This window comes from Streptomyces sp. NPDC020747, from assembly GCF_044334695.1.
GTDB lineage: Bacteria > Actinomycetota > Actinomycetes > Streptomycetales > Streptomycetaceae > Streptomyces.
Genome location: NZ_JBIRTJ010000004.1, coordinates 333,683 through 357,565, shown reverse-complemented (window position 1 = coordinate 357,565; position 23,883 = coordinate 333,683). Strand labels below are relative to the sequence as shown.

At 68.2% G+C, this 23,883-nt stretch carries 21 protein-coding genes; 16 read left to right on the top strand and 5 right to left on the bottom strand.

Features of this window, described 5'->3' with window-relative positions; genetic code table 11:
- Window positions 1–204: 204 nt before the first annotated feature.
- From ACH4YP_RS14310 to ACH4YP_RS14280, 7 genes are all read left to right on the top strand, one after another.
- Window positions 205–1,293 (top strand): LacI family DNA-binding transcriptional regulator, encoded by a 1,089-nt coding sequence (locus tag ACH4YP_RS14310; RefSeq protein WP_361062500.1) that lies wholly within the window; start codon window positions 205–207, stop codon window positions 1,291–1,293.
- Window positions 1,294–1,525: 232 nt separating this feature from the next.
- On the top strand, window positions 1,526–2,821 hold the full coding sequence (locus tag ACH4YP_RS14305) for a sugar ABC transporter substrate-binding protein (protein WP_361062417.1): 1,296 nt from the start codon (window positions 1,526–1,528) through the stop codon (window positions 2,819–2,821).
- A gap of 86 nt (window positions 2,822–2,907) precedes the next feature.
- Complete coding sequence (locus ACH4YP_RS14300) at window positions 2,908–3,864, top strand: carbohydrate ABC transporter permease (protein ID WP_398490830.1); 957 nt, start codon at window positions 2,908–2,910, stop codon at window positions 3,862–3,864.
- Window positions 3,861–4,775, top strand: coding sequence for a carbohydrate ABC transporter permease (locus ACH4YP_RS14295; RefSeq protein ID WP_361062420.1), 915 nt, complete (start codon window positions 3,861–3,863; stop codon window positions 4,773–4,775). Before ACH4YP_RS14300 ends, ACH4YP_RS14295 begins: the two co-directional genes overlap by 4 nt.
- A gap of 88 nt (window positions 4,776–4,863) precedes the next feature.
- Complete coding sequence (locus tag ACH4YP_RS14290) at window positions 4,864–5,844, top strand: hydroxyacid dehydrogenase (protein ID WP_361062423.1); 981 nt, start codon at window positions 4,864–4,866, stop codon at window positions 5,842–5,844.
- Window positions 5,845–5,932: 88 nt separating this feature from the next.
- A complete protein-coding gene (locus ACH4YP_RS14285; RefSeq protein ID WP_398490728.1) occupies window positions 5,933–7,900 on the top strand; it encodes a DUF2264 domain-containing protein in 1,968 nt (655 codons plus the stop codon).
- Window positions 7,897–8,664, top strand: a complete 768-nt coding sequence (locus ACH4YP_RS14280) for a sugar phosphate isomerase/epimerase family protein (RefSeq protein ID WP_398490727.1) — start codon at window positions 7,897–7,899, stop codon at window positions 8,662–8,664. Before ACH4YP_RS14285 ends, ACH4YP_RS14280 begins: the two co-directional genes overlap by 4 nt.
- A 36-nt stretch (window positions 8,665–8,700) precedes the next feature.
- Here the strand turns inward: ACH4YP_RS14280 and ACH4YP_RS14275 are convergent, their stop codons facing one another.
- Window positions 8,701–10,254 carry an MFS transporter gene (locus tag ACH4YP_RS14275; protein WP_398490726.1) on the bottom strand — a complete coding sequence of 518 codons (1,554 nt, stop codon included), beginning with the start codon at window positions 10,252–10,254 and terminating at the stop codon, window positions 8,701–8,703.
- Between the two features lie 58 nt (window positions 10,255–10,312).
- Complete coding sequence (locus ACH4YP_RS14270; RefSeq protein ID WP_398490725.1) at window positions 10,313–10,858, bottom strand: TetR/AcrR family transcriptional regulator; 546 nt, start codon at window positions 10,856–10,858, stop codon at window positions 10,313–10,315.
- Between the two features lie 475 nt (window positions 10,859–11,333).
- On the opposite strand from ACH4YP_RS14270, the gene ACH4YP_RS14265 reads away from it, so the two are divergent.
- Entirely contained in the window at window positions 11,334–12,005 is a 672-nt protein-coding gene (locus tag ACH4YP_RS14265; RefSeq protein ID WP_398490724.1) for a tetratricopeptide repeat protein, read from the top strand.
- Here ACH4YP_RS14265 and ACH4YP_RS14260 read toward each other — a convergent pair.
- Window positions 12,000–13,187 (bottom strand): toll/interleukin-1 receptor domain-containing protein, encoded by a 1,188-nt coding sequence (locus ACH4YP_RS14260; RefSeq protein ID WP_361062441.1) that lies wholly within the window; start codon window positions 13,185–13,187, stop codon window positions 12,000–12,002. The two genes, ACH4YP_RS14265 and ACH4YP_RS14260, sit on opposite strands and share 6 nt — an antisense overlap.
- A 131-nt stretch (window positions 13,188–13,318) precedes the next feature.
- On the opposite strand from ACH4YP_RS14260, the gene ACH4YP_RS14255 reads away from it, so the two are divergent.
- From ACH4YP_RS14255 to ACH4YP_RS14230, 6 genes are all read left to right on the top strand, one after another.
- Window positions 13,319–14,524: a CHAT domain-containing protein gene (locus ACH4YP_RS14255; protein ID WP_361062444.1), complete on the top strand. Its 1,206-nt coding sequence runs from the start codon at window positions 13,319–13,321 to the stop codon at window positions 14,522–14,524.
- Between the two features lie 186 nt (window positions 14,525–14,710).
- A complete protein-coding gene (locus tag ACH4YP_RS14250; RefSeq protein ID WP_361062447.1) occupies window positions 14,711–17,263 on the top strand; it encodes a hypothetical protein in 2,553 nt (850 codons plus the stop codon).
- A 360-nt stretch (window positions 17,264–17,623) separates the two neighbouring features.
- Window positions 17,624–18,073, top strand: a complete 450-nt coding sequence (locus tag ACH4YP_RS14245; protein WP_398490723.1) for a DUF4158 domain-containing protein — start codon at window positions 17,624–17,626, stop codon at window positions 18,071–18,073.
- 73 nt (window positions 18,074–18,146) lie between these two features.
- A complete protein-coding gene (locus tag ACH4YP_RS14240; protein WP_361062453.1) occupies window positions 18,147–18,542 on the top strand; it encodes a hypothetical protein in 396 nt (131 codons plus the stop codon).
- Window positions 18,539–19,129: a hypothetical protein gene (locus ACH4YP_RS14235; protein ID WP_361062456.1), complete on the top strand. Its 591-nt coding sequence runs from the start codon at window positions 18,539–18,541 to the stop codon at window positions 19,127–19,129. Before ACH4YP_RS14240 ends, ACH4YP_RS14235 begins: the two co-directional genes overlap by 4 nt.
- On the top strand, window positions 19,126–19,521 hold the full coding sequence (locus ACH4YP_RS14230) for a hypothetical protein (protein WP_398490722.1): 396 nt from the start codon (window positions 19,126–19,128) through the stop codon (window positions 19,519–19,521). Before ACH4YP_RS14235 ends, ACH4YP_RS14230 begins: the two co-directional genes overlap by 4 nt.
- A 78-nt stretch (window positions 19,522–19,599) precedes the next feature.
- On the opposite strand, the gene ACH4YP_RS14225 is transcribed toward ACH4YP_RS14230, so the two are convergent.
- Entirely contained in the window at window positions 19,600–20,526 is a 927-nt protein-coding gene (locus tag ACH4YP_RS14225; protein ID WP_361062462.1) for an alpha/beta hydrolase, read from the bottom strand.
- A gap of 130 nt (window positions 20,527–20,656) precedes the next feature.
- Between ACH4YP_RS14225 and ACH4YP_RS14220 the strand changes: the two genes are divergently transcribed.
- A complete protein-coding gene (locus tag ACH4YP_RS14220) occupies window positions 20,657–21,535 on the top strand; it encodes a helix-turn-helix transcriptional regulator (protein ID WP_361062465.1) in 879 nt (292 codons plus the stop codon).
- A 541-nt stretch (window positions 21,536–22,076) separates the two neighbouring features.
- On the top strand, window positions 22,077–22,562 hold the full coding sequence (locus tag ACH4YP_RS14215; RefSeq protein ID WP_398490721.1) for a recombinase family protein: 486 nt from the start codon (window positions 22,077–22,079) through the stop codon (window positions 22,560–22,562).
- 561 nt (window positions 22,563–23,123) lie between these two features.
- Here the strand turns inward: ACH4YP_RS14215 and ACH4YP_RS14210 are convergent.
- Window positions 23,124–23,693 carry a hypothetical protein gene (locus ACH4YP_RS14210; protein ID WP_398490720.1) on the bottom strand — a complete coding sequence of 190 codons (570 nt, stop codon included), beginning with the start codon at window positions 23,691–23,693 and terminating at the stop codon, window positions 23,124–23,126.
- Window positions 23,694–23,883 lie beyond the last annotated feature (190 nt).

Sequence of the window (23,883 nt, the reverse complement as noted above, 5' to 3'; positions counted from 1 at the left end):
TTCATTTCACGTTCATTCTTCGATGTCCACGGAGTGTGCGAACGAACGGCCTGGTCCGGTGGCCGGTCCAACGAATCTCAGCCGTGGCCGTTACTTTGATCGATTGATCGCTACGATGAGGTCATCGTGCGAAACTCGATCGTGCGAGCCGCCGTGCGGTGGTGGCCGGACGGCGCGGCCGATGTGGGCGGGAGCGGTGGGGACATGCGGGAGTCGGCGCGGACGCGGCAGGACCGGATCGCGGAGACGGTGCGGGACCGGGGTGTCGCGCGCATCACCGATCTCGCCGACGAACTCGGTGTCTCCGTGGTGACGGTGCGCCGGGACGTGGAGGACCTGGCCCGACGCGGGGAGGTGCGCCGCGGACACGGGGTGGCGCGTTCACTGCGGCCGGTGCCCGAGGAGGCCCCCGTCGGCGGCGACGCCGTCGCCATGGTCGTACCGGAGAGCAACACGTATCTCACCGAGGCCGTGCAAGGCGCGCGGGAGGCCGCGGCCAAGGCCGGTCTGCGGCTGGCACTGCACATCACCGCGGGTGACGGCGGGTCGGAGCGCGAGGCGGTGCGCCAGGCGGTGGACGCCGGGGCGCGCGGCCTGCTGCTGTCGCCGCACTGGCGCACCCGGGCGGAGGCGGAGGCGGACCACTCGTGGCTGGCCGCCCTGGACGTCCCCGCGGTGCTGGTGGAGCGGCGCCCCGCCCGGGCCGGCGGGATCTACTCGCTGGACTGTGTGCGCACGGACCACGCGTACGGCGTGCACCTGGCGCTGGAGCACCTGGTCGGCCTCGGGCACCGGCGGATCGTGCTGGCCGCGCGCGACGACAGCCCCACCGCGCGGGTCATCCGCGCCGAGTTCGCCGAGCAGACCGCCGCCCGGGGGCTCGCGGACGGCTGCCCCACGATTCTCAGTTCGAGCACCGCCGGTCCCGATCCGCGCCTCGCCGACCCGCGGGCTGCCGACCTGGTCGAGGCGGTCGGGGAGAGCGGCGCCACGGCGGTGCTGATCCACAGCGACATGGACGCTCTGATGCTGGTGCAACGCCTGCTGGCAGCCGGGATCGACGTGCCGGGACGCTGTTCGGTGGTCGCCTACAACGACGTGGTCGCCGACATGGGGCCGGTCTCGCTGACCGCCGTCGCGCCGCCCAAGACGGAGCTCGGCCGGACCGGGGTCGAACTGCTGCTGCGACGGCTCGACACGGCGGGCGGCGGACTGCGGCCCGGGGCCACCCGGCACGTGGAACTGCTGCCGGGGCTGGTGATCAGGGAGTCCACGGCCGCGCCGGTGGCCTGATCCCGTCCGGGGCCGCCCGGTGTCACGCCCGGCGTTCCGCCGGTTGTCCAGGCCGGTACTCCGGCCTGAGTTCCGCTGGGTGGTTCATTCTGTTCGTTTGACCGCTTTAGTTTCTTCTGTTCGATGTATTGACGCCTTTTTCGTCTGGCGCTGAGGATGCCCATGACCCAGCAACGACGCGGGAGGGCCCATGCCTGGTCAACGTCCAGCAGCCAGACGCTCAGGTGCGGCCATGACTGCGCTGTTCACGATCTTCGCCATGCTGCTGGTGGCGAGCTGCTCCGGCGGCGGGAAGGGGGACAGCGCCGGAGACGGGCCGGTGCACGTCACCTTCTGGTCGGCGCTGCGCGGCAGCCAGGAGGTCGTGGACGAGTACAACCGCACCCACACCAAGATCAAGGTCGACTTCGAGCAGGTCCCCTCGGGCGATCAGGGCGGCTGGGCCAAACTCAGCAACGCCGCACGGGCGGGCAACGCCCCCGACGTCGCCACCATCGAGTATCCCCAGCTGCCCAGTTACGCCATCGACGGTGTGCCCCGCGACATCACGGACATGCTGCCCGACTCGGTGCGCCGCAAGATCCTGCCGCAGGCGATGGACCTGACCACGTTCGAGGGACGCACCTACGCCCTGCCGGTCGACATCGAGCCGATGGTCTTCCTCTACCGCAAGGACCTGTTCACCAAGTACGGCATCCCCGTCCCCAAGACCTGGACGGAGTTCGAGAGTTCGGCCCGCAAGCTGAAGAAGGCCAAGCCTGACTCCCGTATCGCCTCTCTCTTCACCACCGGCGGCACGCTCGCCATGGCCGGCCTCAGCTGGCAGGCCGGCGCCCAGTGGTACGACACCTCCGACAAGTCCTGGACCGTCTCCATGGACGACGCCCCCACCCGCAAGGTCGCCGCGTACTGGCAGGGCCTGGTGGACGACGACCTGGTACGTGTCGAGCCCTCGTCCAGCCAGCAGTGGCGGGCGCATCTGCAGAGCGGTGAGACGGCCGGCTGGCTGGCGGGCGCCTGGGCGGCGGGCTCGATGATGGCCTCCACGCCGGGCGGCAAGGGCAAATGGGCCATCGCGCCCTCACCGCAGTGGGACCCGGAGAAGCCCTCCCTGGGCACCCAGGGCGGCTCGACCTTCATGGTGACCAAGGACAGCACGCACCCCGAGGAAGCCCTGGAGTTCATCACCTGGATGGTCACCAGCCCGGACGCGCTGAAGGCCAAGCTCGCCAGCGGTGTCAGCAGCGCGTATCCGACCGTGTCCGACCTGGTCCCGGTCGCCCGCAAGGAGATGGACACCAGCTACTACGGCGGCCAGGACATCTTCTCCCTCTTCCAGCGAGAGGCCGAGCTGATCTCCACCCGATGGAAGTGGGGACCGCGCATGGTCTCGACGATCAGCTCCGGCGACGACGGCCTCGCGCGGGCCGGCGTCGGCAGCGGCACCGTCCTGGAGGCCCTCCGGGAAGCACAGAGCAAGACCCTGCCCGACCTGAAGAGCCTCGGTCTGTCCGTCACCACCCGCTGACCGGCAGCCGCTTCACACCCCGCCGTACACCACCCCCTTAGAGCCGCACATCAGGTTGGATCCGAGGTGCATCCGTGAGCACAGTGATGACTTCCAGAAAACGGACGGGGACCACACCGCCACCCGCGGACCCCGCCCGCACCCGCAGAGCCGGACGACGGCAGCAGAGGTTCGCCTACGTCACGCTCCTCGCCCCGTTCACGGCACTGCTCGTCGCCGTGTTCCTCGTCCCCGTCGGCTACGCCGTCTACCTCAGCTTCTTCTCCGAGGACCACGACGGCCTCGGCTTCGGCGGCGGCCGCACCATCTTCACCGGACTGCGCAGCTACCTCGCCGTGCTGCAGGACCCGAGCTTCATCTCGGGCTTCGGCTCCATCGCCCTCTACTGCGTGATCTTCGTCCCGCTCGTCGTCGCCGGCTCCCTCGGCCTCGCCCTGCTGCTCGACTCCGGACTGATCCGGCTGCGGCGCACCGCGCAGATGCTGCTCTACCTGCCGCACGCCGTGCCCGGCATCATCGCGGCGGTCATCTGGCTGTACCTCTACACACCGGGGCTCAGCCCGGTCATCAAGCTCTTCGCCGAGGCCGACATCACCATCGACTTCCTGGGCCTGCACACCGTGCTCCCGTCGATCGTCAACATCGCCCTGTGGAGCGGCCTCGGCTACAACATGGTGATCTTCTACGCCGCGCTCCAGGCGCTCCCGCGCGAGGTGCTGGAAGCGGCCACGATCGACGGGGCGGGAGGCATACGCACCGCGTTCCAGGTCAAGATCCCCATCATCCGGGGATCCGTCCTCATGGTGTGCATGTTCTCCCTCATCGCCGCGCTGCAACTGTTCACCGAGCCGATGCTGATGAACCAGGCGACGCCGATGGTCAACTCCCGCTTCACACCGAACATGTACATCTACGACGCGGCCTTCCGCCGCAACAACTACGGACTCGCCTCCGCGGCCTCCGTCATCCTCCTCGTCGTCACCTGCGCCCTGTCGTTCGCGGTGACCCGCTGGGCCGGCCGCCGGGAACGGAGCGCGAAATGACCACGACGACTCCCCTCACCCCAACGACCCCGTCCGGCGGGCCGCCCACCAAGCCGCTCGGCCGCCCCTTCGGCAGATCCGGACTCACCAGCCGAGGCGTCGCCAACGCCGTCGTGCTGATCGCCGCCCTCTACACGATGATGCCCGCCCTGTGGCTGGTGTTCGCGTCCACCAAGAACGCCGACGCCCTCTTCGGCTCGGACATCTTCTCCCTCGGCGACTTCTCCCTCTCCCGCAACCTCTCCGACCTCTTCGCCATGGACGGCGGCCTCTACGGCGAGTGGTACCTCAACAGCCTGCTGTACGCGGTCGGCGGCGCCCTGGTCGGCTCCCTCATCAGCGTCTCCGCCGGATACGCCTTCGACAAGTACGAGTTCCGGCACAAGGAGAAGCTGTTCGGTCTCGTCCTCACCGGCGTCATGGTCCCGCAGACCGTGCTCGCCCTCCCGCTCTACCTGGTGGCATCCGAGATAGGCCTGGTCAACACCTTCTGGGCGGTCTTCATCCCCGTCCTGTTCAACCCCTTCGGCGTCTACCTCGCCCGCCTGCTCAGCAGCGGCTACGTACCCAACGAGGTGCTGGAGGCGTCCCGTGTGGACGGCGCCGGCGAACTGCAGACGTACATACGCGTCAGTCTGCGCATGCTCGGCCCCGGATTCGTCACCGTCTTCCTGTTCCAGCTCACCGCCATCTGGAACAACTTCTTCCTGCCGATGGTGATGCTCTCCGACCAGCACCTGTATCCGCTGAGCCTCGGGCTCTACACCTGGAACAGCTCCGCCACCGTCTCGCCCGAGTACTACCCGCTCGTCGTCATCGGCTCGCTGCTCGCCGTCGTGCCGCTGATCGTCGCGTTCGTCACGCTGCAGCGTTACTGGAAGTCCGGCCTGACCGCCGGAAGCGTCAAGTGATGTGCAAGGAACCCCAGTTGACCCGTAGGAGCGTCAAGTGACCCACCCCGGCCTCCGGCCCCGTCCACGCCCGCGTGCCGTGCTCGCCATGGCACAGAGAACCGCGGAGCAGGTTCTCGACCCGGATGTACGGGCCCGGCTGGCCGCCCTCACCGACATCGACCCACAGCTCGTCCTGGACGACCTCACCACCCCCGCCGCCCACCACGCGCTCGCCGACGCCGAGTTGCTCGTCACCGGCTGGGGCTGCCCGCCCATCGACGCGGCGGTACTCGACGCCGCACCCCGGCTGCGCGCCGTCGTGCACACCGCCGGGACCGTACGCCACCACATCACCGCCGCCTGCTGGGAGCGCGGCCTCACCGTGTCCTCCGCCGCCGCGGCCAACGCCGTGCCGGTCGCCGAGTACACCCTCGCCATGATCCTGCTCGCCAACAAACGCGTCCTCGACACCGCCCGGACCTACCGCACCGAACGCCGGCGCGTCGACTGGAACGCACGCCACCCGGACGCGGGCAACTACCGCAGGACCGTGGGCATCCTGAGCGCCTCGGTCATCGGACGCCGCGTCATCGACCTGCTCCGCCCGCACGATCTGAACGTGCTGCTCCACGACCCCTTCGTCACGGACACCGAGGCACGCGATCTCGGGGCGGAGCCGGTCTCCCTGCCCGATCTGTTCGCGGTCAGCGACGTACTCAGCGTGCACACACCGCTGCTGCCCGAGACCCGCGGCCTGGTCGGCCGCGAACTGCTGGGCCGGCTCCGTACGGGCGCCACGCTGATCAACACAGCGCGCGGCGCGGTCATCGACCAGACCGCTCTCACCGGCGAGGTGGTGTCCGGGCGGATCAACGCGGTCCTGGACGTCACCGAGCCGGAGGTACTGCCCGCCGACTCACCGCTGTGGGACTGCCCGAACGTCCTCATCACCCCGCACATCGCCGGCTCGAAGGGCGGCGAACTGCGCCGCCTCGCCGACCTGGCACTGACCGAGATCGAGTCGTACGCACTCGGCCGCCCCTTCGCCCACCCCGTCCGGCCCGAACACCTGGCCCGCCTCGCCTGACCGCCCACCGCAGCCGCTTTCGGAAACCACCGGAACGGAAGCCGCACTTCGGAAACCGCCGGAACGAACAGGAGACGTGGCCCCTCCCATGCCCCAGCACCCCCTCCCCACGCCCCTCGAGGAAGACCGCACCCTCAGCCCGCACACCGGCTACACCCGCGCACACTGGGAAGCCACCGGCGACCGGCTGCTGACCGCCGCCCTCCGCTACGCCACCCCCGGCCAGGCCCTCATCGACCTGCCCGGCCCGCCCTCACAGTCGGGGGTGCGCTCGGACGGGCTCGAAGGGTTCGCCCGCACCTTCCTGCTCGCCGCGTTCCGCACCGCCGGGGCGTCCGGCAAGGACCCGCACGGATTCCTGGAGCGCTACACCGCCGGCGTCGCGCGCGGCACCCGCACCCCCGGCCGCGACGACGCCGAGTCCTGGCCGGAGATCGGCCACCACGGCATCCAGGGCCAGCCCATGGTGGAGTCCGCCTCCGTGGCACTGGCCCTGCGGCTCACCGCGCCCTGGACCTGGGACACCCTCCCGGCAGCCGACCAGGACCGCGTCGAGCGGTGGCTGCGCGGCGCGCTGCGGCACACGCCCGCCCCCAACAACTGGTACCTCTTCCCGCTGACCGTGGCCGGATTCCTGGAGTCCGTGGGACGGGGCGACGCCGAGACACGCGGGGCGATCGACCGCGGGCTCGGCCTGCTGGACGGCTGGTACCAGGGCCAGGGCTGGTACTCCGACGGCGACGGCCGGTCCTTCGACCACTACAACGGCTGGGCCCTCCACTTCTACCCGCTGCTGCACGCCCACCTCACCGGGGACCGGGCACTGCTCGACCGACTCGGGCCGCGGCTGCGGGAGTTCCTGGACGGGTTCGCGCTGCTCTTCGACGCGAACGGTGCGCCGATCCACCACGGGCGCTCGCTGACGTACCGCTTCGCGGCCGTCACCGCCGTGGCGCTCGGCGCCCTCACCGGCGAGACACCGCTCGACCCCGGTGTCACCCGCCGCATCCTCAGCGGGGGGCTGCGGCACTTCCTCGACCGGGGTGCGCCGGCTTCGGACGGGCTCCTCGGCCTCGGCTGGTACGGGCCGCACGAGGCCACTCTCCAGCGGTACTCCGGGCCCGGGTCCCCGTACTGGGCCTCCAAGGGGTTCCTCTCGCTGCTGATCCCGGCCGAGGATCCGGTGTGGACGGCGACCGAGGAGAGGGCGCCGGTCGAGGGGCCCGACCGTGTGCTCGCCCTTCCCGCGCCCGGGCTGCTCGTCCAGACCACGGGCGGGGACGGGCTGGCACGCCTGCACAACCACGGCAGCTACAAACTCGACTCGCGGGAGCCGGAGAGGGCACCCGGCAATCCGCTCTACGCCCGGCTCGCGTACTCCACCCGCACCGGTCCGACCAGCGCGGCCAACGCCTCCGACAACCACATCGCGCTGTCGGCCCGTGGCATGCGCAGTGCCCGTGTACGCGTTCACCCGCTGGCCGCCGGGCGCGACTGGCTCGCCTCGTGGCATCGGCCGGTCTTCCCCGTGGGCGGGCCGACGCTCCCGTCGGTGCGGATCGAGAGCCTGACGCTGGCCCGCGGCAGGCTCGAACTGCGGGTGCATCGCACGGTCGGTGTGCCGGAGGGGATGCCGGTCCACCACAGCGGTTGGGCCGTCGCGCTGCCACCGGGGACCGTCCCCGAGGTCCAACAGGGCGAGGAGGTACGGCTGGACGGGCCCGAGGTGACCAGTCAACTGGTCGGGCTGCACGGCTGGGAGACGCGGTGCGTGGTGCGGGCGCCGCAGGGCACGGCGTACGGGCCGTGGGCCCTTGTTCCCGAACTCACCGGAACTGTCGGTTCGGAGGCGGAGGGGACGGTGTTCGTCGCGCTGGCGTCCCTCACCGGGGAAGCAGACGCGGCGCCGCTCGCCGGGCAGGCCGGTGTCGAGGTGAGCGGGCTTGTCGTCGCTGTTCGCTGGGCCGATGGGGCGCGTACGGTCGTGGACTTCGGTGCTGAGGGCGGCGTTGGTGAAGGCGGCGGTGGTCCGTCGGTCACCGAGGAGTCGGAGTGAGCCGGGTGTCGCCGCGGCTGGGGCTGTGTTCCGTCACCCTGCGGCATCTTGATGTGGCCGGGGTTCTCGGGGCCGCGGTCGAGGCGGGGCTCGAATGCGTCGAGTGGGGTGCCGACATCCACGTGCCGGCCGGTGACAAGGCCGCGGCCGTCCGGGTTCGCGGCGCCACCGAGGAGGCGGGGCTCGCGGTGGCCTCGTACGGCTCGTACTACCGCGCCGGGCGCTCCGACCCCGCGGAGTTCGACGCGGTCCTTCGCTCCGCCGTGCTGCTGGGCGCGCCACGTATCCGGATCTGGGCGGGGGCGGCCGGGACGGAGGAGGCGTCGCCGGAGGAGCGGCTGGCGGTTGTCGAGGACACTCGGCGCGCGGCGGAGCTCGCGGCCGACGCGGGTGTGTATCTCGCCTACGAGTTCCACCGCAACACGCTCACCGACGGTGCGGATCGTGCCCTGCGGCTGCTGGCGGAGGTGGGGCGCCCTGATGTCCTCACCTATTGGCAGCCGCCGCTCGACATGCCCGACGCGGACGCGCTCCTCGGTCTCGACGCGGTGATCGACCAGGTTGCCGCCGTGCATGCCTTCTCGTGGTGGCCGGGCACCACACGGCGTCCGCTCTCCGCACGGTCCGAGTTGTGGGGCGGGGTTCTTGCCCGGCTGCGGGCGGGGGGCGGCGGGCCGCTGGATGTCCTCCTGGAGTTCGTGCCCGAGAACGACGAGAAGGCTCTTGCACACGAGGCTCTGACGCTTCGGGGGCTGGCGGTGTAAGCAGGGGTTCGTCCGCGGGTCCGGTGGGGGCCGGGGTCAGGAAGAGGGGTCCAGGGCGGGCTCGGCGGGTTCCGTCGCGGCGGCGGAGGGCTTGGGTGTGCGGTTGAGGTAGCGGTAGGTGAAGAGGGAGCCGGCGGCCAGCAGGGTGGTGGCTATGACCAGGGTCGTGTTGTAGCCGTTGTCGAAGGCGGAGGTGGCGGCGTCCAGCAGGGGGCGGCCCTGTTCCGTGGGCAGGCGGTCGGCGGTGGCGCGCGCCTCGTCCAGGCTGTCGGCCGCGGCGTCGGGTGTGCCCGCGGGCAGGGTGACCGTGCCGGTGTAGACCGCGGTCAGCACGCTGCCGAGGACGGCGACACCGGTGAGGCTGCCCAGTTCGTACGAGACCTCCTCCACCGAGGAGGCCATACCGGCGCGGTGGGGCGGGGCGCCGCCGATGATCGCGGCGGAGGCGGCGGTCATCGTGGCGCCCAGCCCCGCGCCCGCCAGGATCAGGCCGGGCACGACCCAGCCGGAGCTCCGGGCGGAGTCCAGGAGGGGGACCGCGCCGGGGGTGAGCAGGAGCGTGAGCAGGATGCCCAGCGCGCTCGTGGCGAGGCCGCCGCCGATCAGCGTGCGCACGCTGACCCGGTGGACCAGGCCGCCGACGACGACCCCGGCCACCAGGGCGCCCAGCGCACACGCGGCCACGAGTAGGCCGGCGCTGAGCGGGGTGTGGCCGATGACCAGCTGGAGCCGCTGGGCCAGGACGAGTTGGATGCCCGCGGTGGCGAACATCGCGAGGCCGGCGCCGAGCACGCCGACGAGCAGGGGCCGATTGCGGAAGAGGGCGAAGTCGATCAGGGGGTAGGGCTGAGTGCGCTGCCGGCGCAGGAAGGCCCGGAAGCCGAGGAAGGACACCAGCAGTGCCCCGGCTATGTGCAGGGGTGCGGGATCGGGCCTGGTGGTCTCCTTGATCGCGTAGACCAGGCCGACGAGGCCGGCCATGACGTACACGGAGGCGACCGGATCCCAGGGCCGGTCGGCGCGGCCGGATCCGCCCGGCGCGAGGAACACCGCGGCGACCAGGGCGAGCAGGACGACGGGCACGTTGACCAGGAACACCGAACCCCACCAGAAGTGCTCCAGCAGGAAGCCGCCGAGGACCGGCCCGAGCGCGGTGCCGACCACCGACGTCGTGCCCCAGATCCCGATCGCCACCCCGCGTTCCCGCTCGTCCTCGAAGGTGAGCCGGATCAGTGCCAGCGTCGAGGGCATCATCGTCGCCGCGCCCACCGCCAGGAAAGCGCGCGCGGTGATCAGCATGCCGGGGGAGGAGGCGAAGGCGGCCATCGTCGACGCCGCACCGAAGATGACCAGACCGGCCAGGAAGAGCCGCTTGTGTCCCACCCGGTCGCCCAGCGTGCCGGTGCCCAGCAGCAGGCCGGCCGACACCAGCGGATAGGCGTTGATGATCCAGAGCTTCTGCGAGGCGTCGGCGTGCAGGTCGCCGGTCAGGGTGGGCAGGGCGGTGTAGAGCACCGTCATGTCCACCGATATCAGCAACAGCCCCGCCGAGACGGTCAACAGGACCCACCAGCGTCGTGCCTTGCTCATCCCGTACCTCGGATCTTCTGGGTTCGACGGTGCGCCGGACGGGCGCCGGGCCTGTGGGTCACGGTGTGGAGGCCGATTCGGTGAGCGCGGCGATCCGTTGCCGCAGGGCATCCTTCACCGAGGGAGTGAGTCTCGTCCCGGTGGTCGCCTCGAAAAGCCACAGCCCGTCCGCGGCCATCCGGGCCAGGAACAGCTCCAGTTGAGCCGGATCCGGCTCGGACGGGACCGGCACCCACCGGTCCACCAGGGCGTTCCACACCTGCGCCAGCTCCGGGTCGGACGCCGACTCGACCATGAACGCCAGATCCGCCTTGCGCGACTCGCTCTCCATGTCCATGAGCGTGTAGGCGATCGCCCGCTCGGCCGCCGTCGCCTCCGCGAAGGCCTTCCCGAGCCTCGCCTCCAACTGCTTCTCCCATCCCTCGGTCAGATACCGCTGGATCGCCAGCAGCAGTTCCTCCCGGGTGCGGAAGTGGTACAGCAGTCCCCCCTTGGTCAGTCCGGCCTCCACGGCCACGGACTCCAGGGTCAGACTCGTGATCCCCTCTCTCTCGGTCACACGGACCGCGGCTTCCAGGATCTGGGTTCTCGAACTCGGTCGCATACTCGTAACTGTACCATCCGGAAGGTACAGTTACACAGGTGGGGGGCTCGCACAGCACCGAGGCCCCTTGCCGACCCGGCCGTGGCACCGGGACGCTACCGCCTGCCCCACATCGTCGCCCACCCCTCCCGCACGCCACACCGGACGTCGAAGAACGAGCGGACGCAGTCGCCTGGTTCGTCGATGAACTGCCCCAGCTGAGCGCCCTGATGAGGGTCGCGGCCACGACCTCGGACCCCTCCCGGTGCTGGCTACGGGCCGACGCGACGCGTGGCTTCCTCTTCCACGCGAAGTCCTGGGACAACTGGCTGGAGACACTTCAGTTGGCGCTGGATGTGGCGACGGACGCGGGGGACCTCCGCGTGCAGGGCATCCTGCACGACGGTATGGGCGTCGAGTTGGGCCGGTTGCGGGACGCGGCGCGGCACCATGCGCAAGCCGAGGCCAGGTTCGAGACGGTGGGCGACCGGCACGGGTGGCCACCGCGACGGAGAACCGTGCCTGGGTGCATCAGTACAGAGGAGACCATCTCGCGACCCTCGCGGATCACCGACAGGCACTCGACGAGTACCGGAGCCTGGGCGCCGACCGCAACACGGCGATCGTCCAGCGGGGTATCGCCCTCGCCGAGATCGAACTCGGCCGTTACGAGGACGCCATGGTGAACCTGACCCAGGCACTCGACGTGGTCCTCACGCCGGGCCTGCAACTCGATGCCGCGATGGCCCTGAACGGTCTCGGTGAAGCCCATGCCAAAGCGGGCGACACCGAGGCGACCCGCCGCTACCACCTGCTGGCACTGCGTCAGAGCCGTACCTGCGAAAGCCCCTTCGAGGAGGCTCGTGCCCGGACGGACTCGCCGTGCTCCTCGCCCCCGTCAACCCCCTTCGCGCAGCTCATCATTGGCGACGCGCCCTCGCGAACGTACGAATCTCTGCGCTCTCCGCAGGCCGACCAAGTCCGCACCAGGCCGGCCGGATTGAGCCTGCTGGGCACGCACGCGACGGACTCCTCTGCCGCGCATCATCGTCCTGGGCCTGGGCCTGGGAGAGATGGATGGGCGCACACAGAGGTTGAAGGCGACCGACGAGCGGCCTCCGACAGAAAGCCTGCATCAGGATGTCCGTGCCGGCCGGATCCGTCATGAGTCGGCGTCCTCGTGCAGCAGCACATTCAGCAGCTGTGTGGCGCCTTTCTGGGTGATGCCGTCCAGGACGTAGTGATCGGCCACCCCAGGCGTGAAACTCAGCGGAATCTCCTCCGGAGACCGGCCGGGCAGGACTACAGGCAGGATCTTTTTGAGCCATGTGTCCGGGTCCCGGTGCTGGACGTCGACGAGACGCCTGTACTCGGAGCGCAGGCCCAGCCGAGCTCTCTCGGGGAGGGTGCCGTCACCGGCCTGACGATAGGAGGGGGAGGCGATGACCAGTACGAAGTCTGCCCGCAGAATCTGCTGGGTGACCCAGGTCTCCCACAGTCGGCGTTCGTGCAGTCCTTCTTGGTCGAAACGGACGTCGAGGTCGTTGTCGCGGAGCAGTTCGTACAGTTGGCGGACGGCTGCCTTGTGGGCGTCCGACTCATGGGCGTACGAGATGAAGACGCGTGCCTTGGTTCCACGCGGCCGGCCGGCGGTGTCCGTGAGTGGCGAGGTATCGGTCTGGTCGGTGGGCGATGGCGGCAGGCGTACGCGGAAGGCGTCGTCGCGAGTCGCGGGCCGCAGGCGCAGATCCGGGTCGAGCTCCATGTGGTGCCTGCCGCTGGCAATCACCTGCATCTCCTCCCACTCGGCCGGCACGACGAGAACGAAGCAGCCGGTGTGCGACCCGGGCAGGACCTTTCCGGTGTGCCGCCACTTGACGAGGTCGCCGCCCAGCCCGAAACAGTCAACCCTCGGGATGATCGCGGGCATCGCGATGGCGGTTGCGGGAGACCCGGTCGGCCAGCCGTGGCTGTCCCCGTTTCCTTGGGCGAAGTGCAGTTGAGGAGTCAACGTGTACATCCCCGGGGCTGCGTGATCGGTCACGCTGCGAGGCACCGCGTCGACCACGACGGCCTCACCCACGAAGGCAAACTGGACCTCGGCCCAAGCGAGTTCGGGGGCATCGGCGTCCAGGGAGAACTCGTAGTTCGTCCGAACCAGGTAGGCGGCCTGTCCAGCCACCTCGGGCGGGGAAGGCGCCAGTCGGTGGATCTGCCAAGCACGTAACTGGATCACCCCGATGGCGATCCTGTTGGGGGCGGTCTCGACCGACTTGGTCGACGGTGTGAGGTAGAGCGGAACGTCACCGATGCTGTCCCGATCGCTTGTCGCGTCCACGGGCTTCTCCATATGCCGACTCCTTTGGCGCAGCCGCACAGTACGGTACTTGCCAGGCAAACGGTGCAGGAATGGACTCGGACGGGCCGGTGCACGTGACCGCTGATACAGGGCAACGCCATTCGCGACAGGTCGACCGACGGATGACCCTGGCCAGGGAGTGGGATGACCTGGTCGAGCAGGTCCGCGCGATCGACGGCTTCGAGGACTTCCTGCGGCCGCCACCCCTGGACTCCCTGCTTCAGGCGGCAGAACACGGGCCTGTCGTCGTCATCAATGTCAGTCGCTGGCGCTGTGACGCGCTCATCGTCCGCAGCCAGGGCCTGGAGACGCTGCCCCTGACGGACCTGACCGCGGACGAGGTCTCCCGCCGGGTGGCGGACTATCTCCGGGTGCTGGACGACGGCCTGGCAACCGTGCCAGGGATGTCGTTCCGCGAGGCCATGGAGGCACGTCGACGGGCCCGTCGAGAGCGTGAGGACGTGCTGCGCTCGACCATGGAGTGGCTGTGGGATGCGGTGACCGGCCCCGTGCTGGAAGCCCTGCGCATCACCGGCCCGCCTGAGGCGGGTCAGTTACCGCCCCGTCTGTGGTGGTGCCCAACAGGACTGCTCACCTTGCTGCCCCTGCACGGGGCCGGCTACCACTCGGCCGCGAACGGATGCGCGGTCATCGATCGTGTCGTGTCGTCCTATACACCGACCCTCAGGGCGTTGAGCGAAGCCTCGAAACCCCTTGAGGAGCATGCGGACCGAGCCCGGCAATTGCTGTTCGTGGGGGTGCCCGACGCGCCGGACCAGCTCCAACTGGTCGAGGACGTTGCGCGGGAGCATGACTTCCTGCACGCGCGGTTTCCCGGCGGCGTCACGGTGGTCGAGGGCTCCGACGCCACCGTGGAGAGTGTGCAGGCGGCACTGTCCAGCCATCGTTGGATCCACCTCAGCTGTCACGGCCTGCAGAACCTCAATGACCCCTCCGCAGCCGGATTCGTCCTCTCGGACGGGGTCCTCACCGTCACCCGGCTCAGCGCGGCTCGCTACGAGGGGGACTTCGCCTTCCTGTCGGCTTGCCGGACGGCCACCGGTGGTCTCAACCTGCCGGACGAGGCGATCACTCTGGCCGCCGCTCTCAACTACACCGGATACCGGCACGTCGTGGCGACTCTCTGGTCGGTGGACCCGGCGGTGGCCGCGGACGTCACGACTGCCGTCTACTCCGAGTTGATCGATGGGAAAGGCCGATTCCGTCCAGACAAGGCGGCGTTCGCCGTGCACGAGGCCGCGCGGCTCCTGCGGTCCGAGCGACGCCCCCTGGACGACTGGCTGCCGTTCACCCACACCGGACCCTGAACCTGCACCCGCGGAGGGCAGGGCCCTGGACGACTGGAATGCACAGGACTCCGGCGGAGGCCCGCATGCCGGGAAAGAATGAACCCGACCGGGACCGGCACATTGTCAGCCTGTCTGTATGACCGAGTTGGCGAAAGCGGTCCTGCACTCAGAAAACCGAAGTGACTACAGATACTGGTACTGATCATGACGCAGAACAGCCAAGACTTCAGCGAGATGCGCGACGTGATCAGATCGGCTGCTGCCGCACTCACGGTCGACGCCAATCCCGCAAGGGTCAGTTGTCGGATCGACTCGCTGGCGCGGGAGTTCTTGCGATGCGCTGATCAGTTGCCTTCGGATCCGATTGCCGACAATGGGGTATCGGATGCCGCGACGTTGGCGTGGATTCGTATCCTGGCAACTACAGACCTGAGCGGCATTGCCGCCCGTCAAAATCTGGCATCGATTGCGAGGGACAGCCTGGCGAATGATTTCAACGTTGAGATCCAGGAGCGAGTGAGTCAAGTAGTTTCAGGCGGATCTCGTGACCTCTTCGGCAGCATTGTGGAACTCGTGGCTGCTGTCTCGGCCTCTTCTGGAATAAATTTGACAATTTTGGCGCTGGAAGGCCTTGGCGGGGCGGCGAAACCTGACGATCCGTTTCGCTGGGTTGTGCGGTCCATTCTAGCGTCTGCATTTAGGGACCGATATCGCTCACATGGACGCCGGGATGATCTCGCGAAATGTCTGCAGTATTTTTCCGAAGTCTTCGAATCTGATTCGGATCTGAGGGTTCTTCATGGATCCCGATACGGTGCGGCTCTTCGAGCTCAATTCGAGCAATCGGGCGAATTGTCGGACTTTGAAAAGGCAACCTCTCTATTGAGGACGATCTGCGTTTCGGGTGACGGTGCATTTCTGGCGACGGCGTGCCTCGAACTCGCAACGACTCTCCTCGTCGGATTTCAGCACCTGGAGAATACCGACCTCCTCGATGATGCGATCGTGGAGCTGCGTTCCCTGGTTGAGCTGGATGACACGGAAAATTTCGACGAGAATCGAGCTCGGAATAACTTGGGAAGCGCACTCTATCTGCGATTTGAAATAGGGGGAGACGGCTGCGACCTTGACGAGTCGATTGATGCGTATCGGAGAGCCGTTGATTCCGAATCCGAATTGGACGAGCGCGATAGGTCGATGTATCGAGAGAATTTGGGAGCAGTACTGTGTGTGCGCTTTTCGGAGCGAGGGGACTATCGTGACCTGCAAGAGAGTTTGTCAACTCTGGAAATGTCACTTGGTGAACCGTCGTCGGATCCGGGTGCGCGTGCAGAAGTGATGGGCAACTACGTTACCGCGCTTCAGCTGGACTATGCCCATACCGGAGATGTAGCCAGTCTCGACCGGGCTATTGGCGTCGCAAAGGAAACTGTTTCTATAGCGATTGAAAGTGGCCCCAAGGTGACCGCGAAGCGAAATCTCGCCCATTTGCTTTGTGGCCGCTACGCGACCTCAGGTGACTTGGTGGATCTCGATACGGCAATTATCGAATACGAAGAGGTGTTGGAGCTTGTTTCGGAGTCTGGCTCCGACATGGCTACACATCTTGTCGACCTCGGTGGATCTCTTTGCGATAGGTTTAACTATACGGGAGACGAAGCGGATCGTGACAAGGGAATCAATTTCCTGCGGCAGGGTTTTTCTCTTCGGTCGCGAGTCTCGCCGTACTGGTGTATTGATGCGCACGCTCTTGGTGTGGCGCTCCATACTCGTTTTCAGGTTCGTGGCGCAATCGGAGATCTGGAGGAGGCGACCGGGCTGCTGCGAGATTCTCTCGATGCAATGCCAGGGGGTCATGTTTACAGATCAGTCCATTTGAGCTCTTTGGCGACTTGTCTGCACACCAGGTTTGAGACGTTCCATGAGGGTGCCGACATTGATGATGCCGTCGAGTTGCTTGAGCAGGCGCATGCAATCGGATTTCGCGGCCCGGTTGGTACAACCGCCCTTTCTAATCTCGGTGGCGCGTTGGTCGACCGGTATAGATTTTTCCATGACTTGGATGATATCGAAAGAGCAATCAGCTTCCATCGCATGGCTGTTGAAGAGTCGGATGACTTCGCAAACAACTGCTCGTACCGGGCAAATCTGGGAGAGGCTCTCGCCCTCAAGGCGCGTGAAACTCGCTCAATGGAGGACATAGACCTTGCTCTGGCGGTCTTGTGCGAGACCGTTCGCGTTGCCGATGAACGCCATCCGGACTTCATTTCAATGATTCTTTTCTGCGGTCGGGCTTACGCAGTAAGGGCAGATCTGGCTGGAGATGACAGCGATCGGAAGCTAGCCATTGGAGAATTTCGTCGGGCGGCTCGGCTTCATACCGGATCCCCTCGAAGAAGGTGGGAGGCTGCGCAAGAGTGGGTGACCCTTGCCGAACAGTCGGGTAATTCGCAAAGTGCGACCGAGGCTCACTCTGAGAGAGTCTCGCTGCTGACTCTTCTGGCGTGGACCGGGTTGCCCAGAGGTGACCAGGAAAGAATTCTAGCCGAGTCGCAAAATGTAACCGCCGACGGCGTTTCATGGGCTATCGGAAATTCTGATCCTGAACTAGCGCTCCAGTTCGCTGAACAAGGACGTTCGGTTCTCTGGGCGCAGACATTGCATACTCGCGTAGATCTCGCTCGACTGCTTTCTGTGCGACAAGACCTTTCTATGGCCTTGACCGCCGTGACGATAAAGATGAACAGTTTGGCATGAGTGCGGTGTGCTGGAGGCTATGTCTCCACTATGGCGGCCGGAGAAAGTAGTGCGGCCGGCCGTGGCAGCCCATGATCGGCCCCGAAGACGAGGGGCGGCCTGTTGGTAATGACGCTCGTTTGGCGCTCTGGTGTGCCCGCGCGCGAGACTGCGAGCCGAGGGGCGAGGTCTGACCTGGTCTTTTCCGAGAACTATGCAGGTCGGCATGTTTCCGATGACGCATCATGTGGAGTGCGTGTTTGACGCACGCAGTGCACGTTTGACGCACGTTCTGACGAGCAGTCAGGTGATGAGAAGTTGCGAGCCCACGCCCCTTTCGATGGGTCGCCAGGTACCTCTCGTCCTTGATCCAAGTGGCGGATGGGTCGCCTTGGCATGAGTGCGCGCCGGTCTTGGACGTCGCCTGGGCCGGTCATCTGCAGACTGCGCGGCGTGCCTCTCGTTGGACGGGGCAGGCAGTCTGAACGAGTGACGGTCAGGGGTGGGGTGGATGCGGCAGGACTGGGAGCCGGAAGACCTGATCGAGGTCTGGACGCTGCTCGAAGACGACATGAAGAGGGTGCGGAACAAGTCGGGGCGACCCGGTTGGGCTTCGCGTTGTTGCTCAAGTCTTTCGAGGTGGAGGCCCGGTTCCCGGAGTCCGCCAAGGAGATGCCTGCGGCGGTGGAGTACGTGGCCCAGCAGGTGAAGTTTCCGGCCGGGGCGTGGGCGGACTACGACTGGCAGGGCGACCGGATCAAGAGGCACGCACGGAGATCCGGGAGGCATACGGGTTTAGGGCGAACACCGAGGAGGACCAGGAGCGGCTAGCCGAGTGGCTGGCTGCCGAACTGCGTCCGGTGGAGTTGTCACGGGAGCGCTTGGCTGCGGCGGTGGTGGCCCGGTGCCAACGACCGCATCGAGCCGCCGGGTCGGGCGGCTGGTGGGCAAGGCGGTCAAGGACTTCGAGGTCCGGTTCTGCCGCAGCATGGTGGAGCGGATCTCGCACGCGACGCACTCGCGCCTGGAGGACCTGGTCGCCGGCAGCGAGGACGAGACGGGCGAAGGAGCGGACGGTGAGGGTGCCGTGTCGGGCGGCGGGCGATCGCACTTCACCGAATTGAAGGCCGACCCGGGGGCGCCAAGGCTGGAAAGTCTTCTGGCGGAGGTGAACAAGCTCCAGCGGGTGAGACGGCTGGAGCTGCCCGCAAACCTGTTCGCGGACGTGTCGGAGAAGCTGGTGGACGCGTGGCGGGCTCGGGCGTCGAAGGAGTACCCGGCGCGAGCCTGGAGTGGATGAAGCCTCCAAGGCGCCTGACCCTGCTGGCCGCGCTGTGCCATGTGCGGCAGACGGAGATCACGGATTCACTGGTGGACCTGTTTGCCCAGCTCGTGCTGAAGATCAACACACGGGCGGAGCGGAAGGTCGACAAGGAGCTCAACGCCGAGCTGAAGAAGGTCCGGGGCAAGGAGGGCATGCTGCTGCGGGTCGCGGAGGCCGCGTTGTCCGAGCTGTCCGGCACCGTGCGGCGGGTGATCTACCTGGTGGTCGGCGGGGAGAAGACGCTCAAGGCACTTGCGGCGGAGGCCGCGGCGAACGAAGCCCGCTACAAGGCCCGGGTCCGCACGGTGCTGCGGTCGTCGTACTCGGCGCACTGGCACCGGATGCTCTCGCCACTGCTGTGCGTGCTGGAGCTGAAGTGCAACAACACCGCCTACCGGCCGGTGATGGACGCGATCGGCCTGCTCCAGCGCTACCTGGACCAGCCGTTGAAGGAGGGCGCGTTCTTCGATCCGGCGGAGAGCGTGCCGCTTGCGGGGGTGGTGCCCGAGCGCTGGCGGCCGGCGGCGGTGGACGACAAGGGCCGTGTAGCGCATCCCGTATGAGCTGTGCGTGCTGGTGGCGCTTCGGGACGCGGTGCGGTGCCGGGAGGTCCGGGTGGTGGTGGTGGTGGTGGGCGAACCGGTGGCGTAACCCGGAGGACGACCTGCCTGCGGACTTCGAGGACAACCGGCACGTGCACTACGCCGCGCTGGGCCAGCCGCAGGACGCCGGGGAGTTCATCGGCGCCCTGCAAGGCAAGCTCCGTACCCCGCTGGACCGCTTCGAGCAGGCCCTGGCGGAGGGCACGACGGGCGGGGCGGCGATCGTCAAGAAGCACGGCGAGCCGTGGATCAGGGTCTCCCCGCAGGCGAAGCAGGAGGAGCCCGAGAGCCTGGTGGCGATCAAGGACGAGATCGAGCGGCACTGCGGGACAGCGACCTGCTGGACATCCTGAAATACGCCGAGTTCGACACGGACTTCATCGTCGAGTTCACCTCGGTCGCCACCAGAGAGATGCTTGGGGGTGAGGGTGTCAGACCGTCGCGTGCGCGGGCTGCGCCGCGAGGTTCTGGGTGAAGAACGGGAGGAGTTCGGTGGTGACCTGGGGTACGTAGCGGTCGTAGAGGTCGACGTGGCTGGCTCCTTCGATCCGGTGCAGCCGCTTGGGCTCGTTCGCCTTCTTGACCGCTTCCTCGGACATCCAGGCGGTGGCCGCTTCGTTGCCGGCGACCATCAGGAGCGGTCGCGGGGCGAGCAGACCGATGAGATGGAAGGCGTCGAAGTTCACGATCTTGTCGACGCTGGAGAAGGTGAACTCGTCGGCCTGGCGCGGGTGCCGGCCGCGGTCGGTGCTGTAGTACTCCCAGGCTTCGTAGGCGTAGCGGCCGCCGGCGCGTGCCTCTTCCTCAGCCGGGCGCACGGACATCGTCGGGAGCGGCTCGCCGGCCGCCTCGGTGGTGCGTGCCGCGGCCGCCGCGTCGAGCAACGCCTGGAGGACGGCGGGGTCCTGGGTGCCGTCGGCGCCGACCCGGAAGTACAGTCCGAGGTCGACGGCGCTGGCCGTCGCGACCGCGCGGATGCGGTGGTCGGTGACCGCGGCGGGAATGACGTAGCCGCCGGAGGCACAGATGCCCAGGGCGCCGATCCGGTCGGAGTCGATCTCCGGGCGGGTGGTGAGGTAGGAGACGGCGTTCTTGATGTCCTCGACACGCTGGGCGGGGTCCTCGGTGCCGCGCGGGGTGCCGCCGCTCTCGCCCTGGTAGGCGGCGTCGTAGGTGAGCGCGACGAATCCGGCGTCGGCAAGTCGCTGGGCGTAGGCGCCGACGGTCTGCTCCTTGACGCCGGCGCCTGGGTGAGCGACGACCACGGCGGCGAGCGGGCCGTCGGCAGCGGTGTCGGGGGTGTACAGGTGGCCGGCGAGGGTGATCCCGGCGCTGGTGAAGGTCACATCGGTTCGCATGACCCCACCGTGCCCGCTGTGCTCCATGTGCGGGAGAGGAAGGTTCCTGCCTGGGGAAAGGCGTGCCGGGGAAGATTCTTTCCCCCCTTGACGGCCCGAGTCCGCGGCACGGTGGAACCATAGTGGTGTCATGTCCGATTCGAGTTCATCCCGATCCGAGTTCGGTGCGTTCCTCAAGGCTCGCCGGGCCGAGCTGACGCCCGCGCAGGTGGGTCTCGCCGATGACGGGACCCAGCGGCGTGTCCCGGGGCTGCGCCGCGACGAGGTCGGCCGCCTTGCCACGATGAGCACCGACTACTACACCCGCATCGAGCAGGGGCGCGTGCGGGCCTCCGCGACCGTCCTTGCCTCCCTCGTACGGGCGCTGCGGCTCGACGAGGCACAGCAGGCTTACCTGTACGAGCTGGCGGGCAAGACCCCCGCCCCGCGCCGCCGCGCTGGGCATCGGGTGCGGCCGTCGGTGCAGTGGATGCTCGATGCCCTCGGCCACTTGCCGGCGATGGTGCTGGGCCGCTACAACGACATCCTCGCCTGGAACACGGCCGCGGCGGCCCTCTACCAGGACTTCGGCAAGCTGACGCCGTCCGAGCGCAACTACACCAGACTGCTGTTCCTCGACCCGGCCATGCGCAGCCTCTTCACCGACTGGGAGGACACGGGCCGGCTCAGCGCGGCACTGCTGCGGATGGAGACGGCCGGCAACCCCGACGACCCGCGCCTGGCCGCACTGGTCGGCGAACTGTCGGTACGCAGCCCCGAATTCCGCGAATGGTGGAACGGACGGATCGTCTCCGACACCACCTACGGCTCCAAACGCTTCCGGCACCCCCTCGTCGGCCCCCTCACCCTCGGCTGCGACACCTGGACCAGTCCGAACGACCCCGACGTCATGTTCATGGTCCTCACCGCCGAACCTGGCACCCCTGAGGACCACGCACTGCGGATCCTCAGCTCCTGGCAGACCGCCCCCGCCCCGGCTACACATCCGGCCGACACCCCCCACGACTGATCCGGTGATCCGACACGTCCGGACCCGCCACCCCATCGCCTTGGCGCCCAGTCACGCGGGACAGGTGTTCCCACCGCACTCACGTCCGAAGCGGACGACGTCGAGGACCACCCCTGCCCACGCTGTGACGCTCAGCCAGGCTCGCCCTGTCGCTCACGCTCCGGCGCGGTCGCCGGCGTCTACCACACCGGCCGCTTCACCAAGATGCCCCGGCTCGCGAAACTCCTGCGCGTGCCCACCCCCGCCGACCGCGGCCCCGGCCGGCCGTGGCGACCAGGCATCCCGGCGCCTGCGCCCGTCGACCCGGACACCCCGACGGCTGACATCCGCATCGGATACGCCAGCTGTTCGCCCCCCCCACCCAGGAACTCCGGACACAGCTCGACGCCCTCGCCGCCAAGCGCATCCCCAGGGACAAGATCTTCTCGGAGGAGATCAGCACCCGGGTCCGGGTCCGCCCGCAGTTCGAGGCAGCCCTCACCGCCGCCCGGGAGATCAAGCCCACGCCCCGCACTGCCGGGTGATCTTCACGGTGTACGAGATGAAGCGTCTCGGGCGCGATGCCGCAGAGCTGACCGCGCTCGCCGACCACCTCACCGCCCACGGCCTGGTCCTGGAAATGCTTGCCGGACCCCTCCCTGGGATGTACGACCCCAGCGGTCCGGAGCGCCTGCTGTTCGGGTTCTTCGCGGCGATGGCAGAGACCGAGCGCGAGAACCTCCGTGAGGCCACCCTCGAAGGACTCGACACCGCTGCCCGCAAGGGCAACCACGGCGGCCGGCCCCCGGTCATCACCGACGACATGCTGCACACCGTGCTCCGCCGCCGCGCGAACGGCGAGACCGTCGAGGACATCCGGCCCGACCTGCTCATCCCCACCGGCCGCCGCAAGGGACAGAGCCCCAGTCTCTCCAGCATCTACCGGGCGCTCGCCGAGTATGAGAAGGCCCGGGCGTACCCGGGGGCCGTCGAGACCGCGCACACCGACTTCGCCGCTCTCCAGCAGCGTGACCGCAGCCCCAAGTAGTTACTCAGCGCTACGCGCCACCTGGCGGTAGCCATACGCGAACAGGCCCAAGTCCGATGGCGAGGTTGCGCAGGGTGGCCGTGGCGCGGGGGTGTGGTGCCGGTGCGTATTCGTGAGGTGTCCTCGCCGTAGATGACGTCTCGGATGTGGTGCGGGGCCTCAACCGGCCAGTGATTCTGCGTGAGTTCGGTGAGTTGTGGCGGGCCGGTCTGCTCGGGCGGGAGGCCGCTGATCGCGTGGACGGTCTTCGGCTCGGCCTTGCCGCTCTTGCGGTGGGTGCGGCGGCGCTTGATTTCCATGGCCTGGACAGGGTGCGGGGACTTCTCCCGCGAGAAGGCGGCGGCCTTGATCCGCCGTTCGAAGCGTCGGCGGGCCCTGTCGCCGCACTTGGCCATCAGCGGTTCGGCGAGGAACCCGCGACACGACATCTGGTCGCGAGCGGCGGCTTCGGCCAGGTCGGGGAACTGAGCGCGGATGGTCGGCAGCCGCGGCATGCGGCATGCCTGGGCGACGGCGGCGTCGGCGGCCTGTTCGGTGTCAGCCCGCGGTGGCGTTGGAATGTCACGGCGTCACTCTCCCTGGATCGCGGGGCGGTCGGCCGGCTGCCTGGTTTTCAGCGGCTGGTCGTAGGCCGCAACCGAGGGCGGCGGCCGGGTGTCGGGCGGCAGGTGGGCCAGCCGCCGTTGAGCCAGGAACGTCACCGTTGCCCGGTCCGACGGGCGGGAACGGGCGGCTCGTCGATGTCGTCGGCCTCGGCTGCTTCCGCGACTCCAGTGCGACCGCGTCCGCGGTCAACGCGCCGGCCCGCAGAGCGGTGGCGAGTCCGGCGACCAGGTGCTCGTGAGTGAGGTGGCGGCCCAGCAGCAGGACCTCGATCGGAGCCCGAGTGCCGTCCCGGTCCCCATGAGCCTTGCAGGCCGCGGCCCACCAGGCGTCATGGACCGGGGTGAACTTGCCAGCGGACTTCGCCTGTTCCCACGCGGTCGCGCCCGGGAAGGCGCCAGGCTTCTTGACCAGCGCCTCCAGGTGGTGGTCCAGCACGAGGCGGGCCTGACCTTTGGCGATGAGGCGCTCGTGCCGGGCGACTTCCTTCTGCCCGTCGCAGACCACCAGCTCGGAGGCATGCAGCATGATCCGCACGGTCCGCAGCGTCTCCGCCGGCGCTCCCGCCCCCTCGGTCGACCGGAGTGACAAGAACACCCGCGACAGCCCGATCCGTTCCAGGCCGTCGACGACCGTCCGCTGTCTGCCCCGTGACGACAACCGGGTCGGATCGCTGTCGTCAGCCGAAGCGGACCGGCTCCGGGCCCGGGGGATGATC

Excerpts from the sequence above, each read along its gene's own strand:
- ACH4YP_RS14255 (WP_361062444.1), top strand. The coding sequence starts at position 13,319 with ATGACCCTGGCCAGGGAGTGGGATGACCTGGTCGAGCAGGTCCGCGCG.
- ACH4YP_RS14310 (WP_361062500.1), top strand. The coding sequence starts at position 205 with ATGCGGGAGTCGGCGCGGACGCGGCAGGACCGGATCGCGGAGACGGTG.
- ACH4YP_RS14215 (WP_398490721.1), top strand. The coding sequence starts at position 22,077 with ATGAAGCGTCTCGGGCGCGATGCCGCAGAGCTGACCGCGCTCGCCGAC.
- ACH4YP_RS14250 (WP_361062447.1), top strand. The coding sequence starts at position 14,711 with ATGACGCAGAACAGCCAAGACTTCAGCGAGATGCGCGACGTGATCAGA.
- ACH4YP_RS14300 (WP_398490830.1), top strand. The coding sequence starts at position 2,908 with ATGACTTCCAGAAAACGGACGGGGACCACACCGCCACCCGCGGACCCC.
- ACH4YP_RS14245 (WP_398490723.1), top strand. The coding sequence starts at position 17,624 with ATGGGTCGCCTTGGCATGAGTGCGCGCCGGTCTTGGACGTCGCCTGGG.
- ACH4YP_RS14285 (WP_398490728.1), top strand. The coding sequence starts at position 5,933 with ATGCCCCAGCACCCCCTCCCCACGCCCCTCGAGGAAGACCGCACCCTC.
- ACH4YP_RS14210 (WP_398490720.1), bottom strand. The coding sequence starts at position 23,693 with ATGCTGCATGCCTCCGAGCTGGTGGTCTGCGACGGGCAGAAGGAAGTC.
- ACH4YP_RS14230 (WP_398490722.1), top strand. The coding sequence starts at position 19,126 with ATGAGCTGTGCGTGCTGGTGGCGCTTCGGGACGCGGTGCGGTGCCGGG.
- ACH4YP_RS14260 (WP_361062441.1), bottom strand. The coding sequence starts at position 13,187 with ATGGAGAAGCCCGTGGACGCGACAAGCGATCGGGACAGCATCGGTGAC.
- ACH4YP_RS14225 (WP_361062462.1), bottom strand. The coding sequence starts at position 20,526 with ATGCGAACCGATGTGACCTTCACCAGCGCCGGGATCACCCTCGCCGGC.
- ACH4YP_RS14270 (WP_398490725.1), bottom strand. The coding sequence starts at position 10,858 with ATGCGACCGAGTTCGAGAACCCAGATCCTGGAAGCCGCGGTCCGTGTG.
- ACH4YP_RS14275 (WP_398490726.1), bottom strand. The coding sequence starts at position 10,254 with ATGAGCAAGGCACGACGCTGGTGGGTCCTGTTGACCGTCTCGGCGGGG.
- ACH4YP_RS14305 (WP_361062417.1), top strand. The coding sequence starts at position 1,526 with ATGACTGCGCTGTTCACGATCTTCGCCATGCTGCTGGTGGCGAGCTGC.
- ACH4YP_RS14290 (WP_361062423.1), top strand. The coding sequence starts at position 4,864 with ATGGCACAGAGAACCGCGGAGCAGGTTCTCGACCCGGATGTACGGGCC.
- ACH4YP_RS14295 (WP_361062420.1), top strand. The coding sequence starts at position 3,861 with ATGACCACGACGACTCCCCTCACCCCAACGACCCCGTCCGGCGGGCCG.
- ACH4YP_RS14235 (WP_361062456.1), top strand. The coding sequence starts at position 18,539 with ATGAAGCCTCCAAGGCGCCTGACCCTGCTGGCCGCGCTGTGCCATGTG.
- ACH4YP_RS14220 (WP_361062465.1), top strand. The coding sequence starts at position 20,657 with ATGTCCGATTCGAGTTCATCCCGATCCGAGTTCGGTGCGTTCCTCAAG.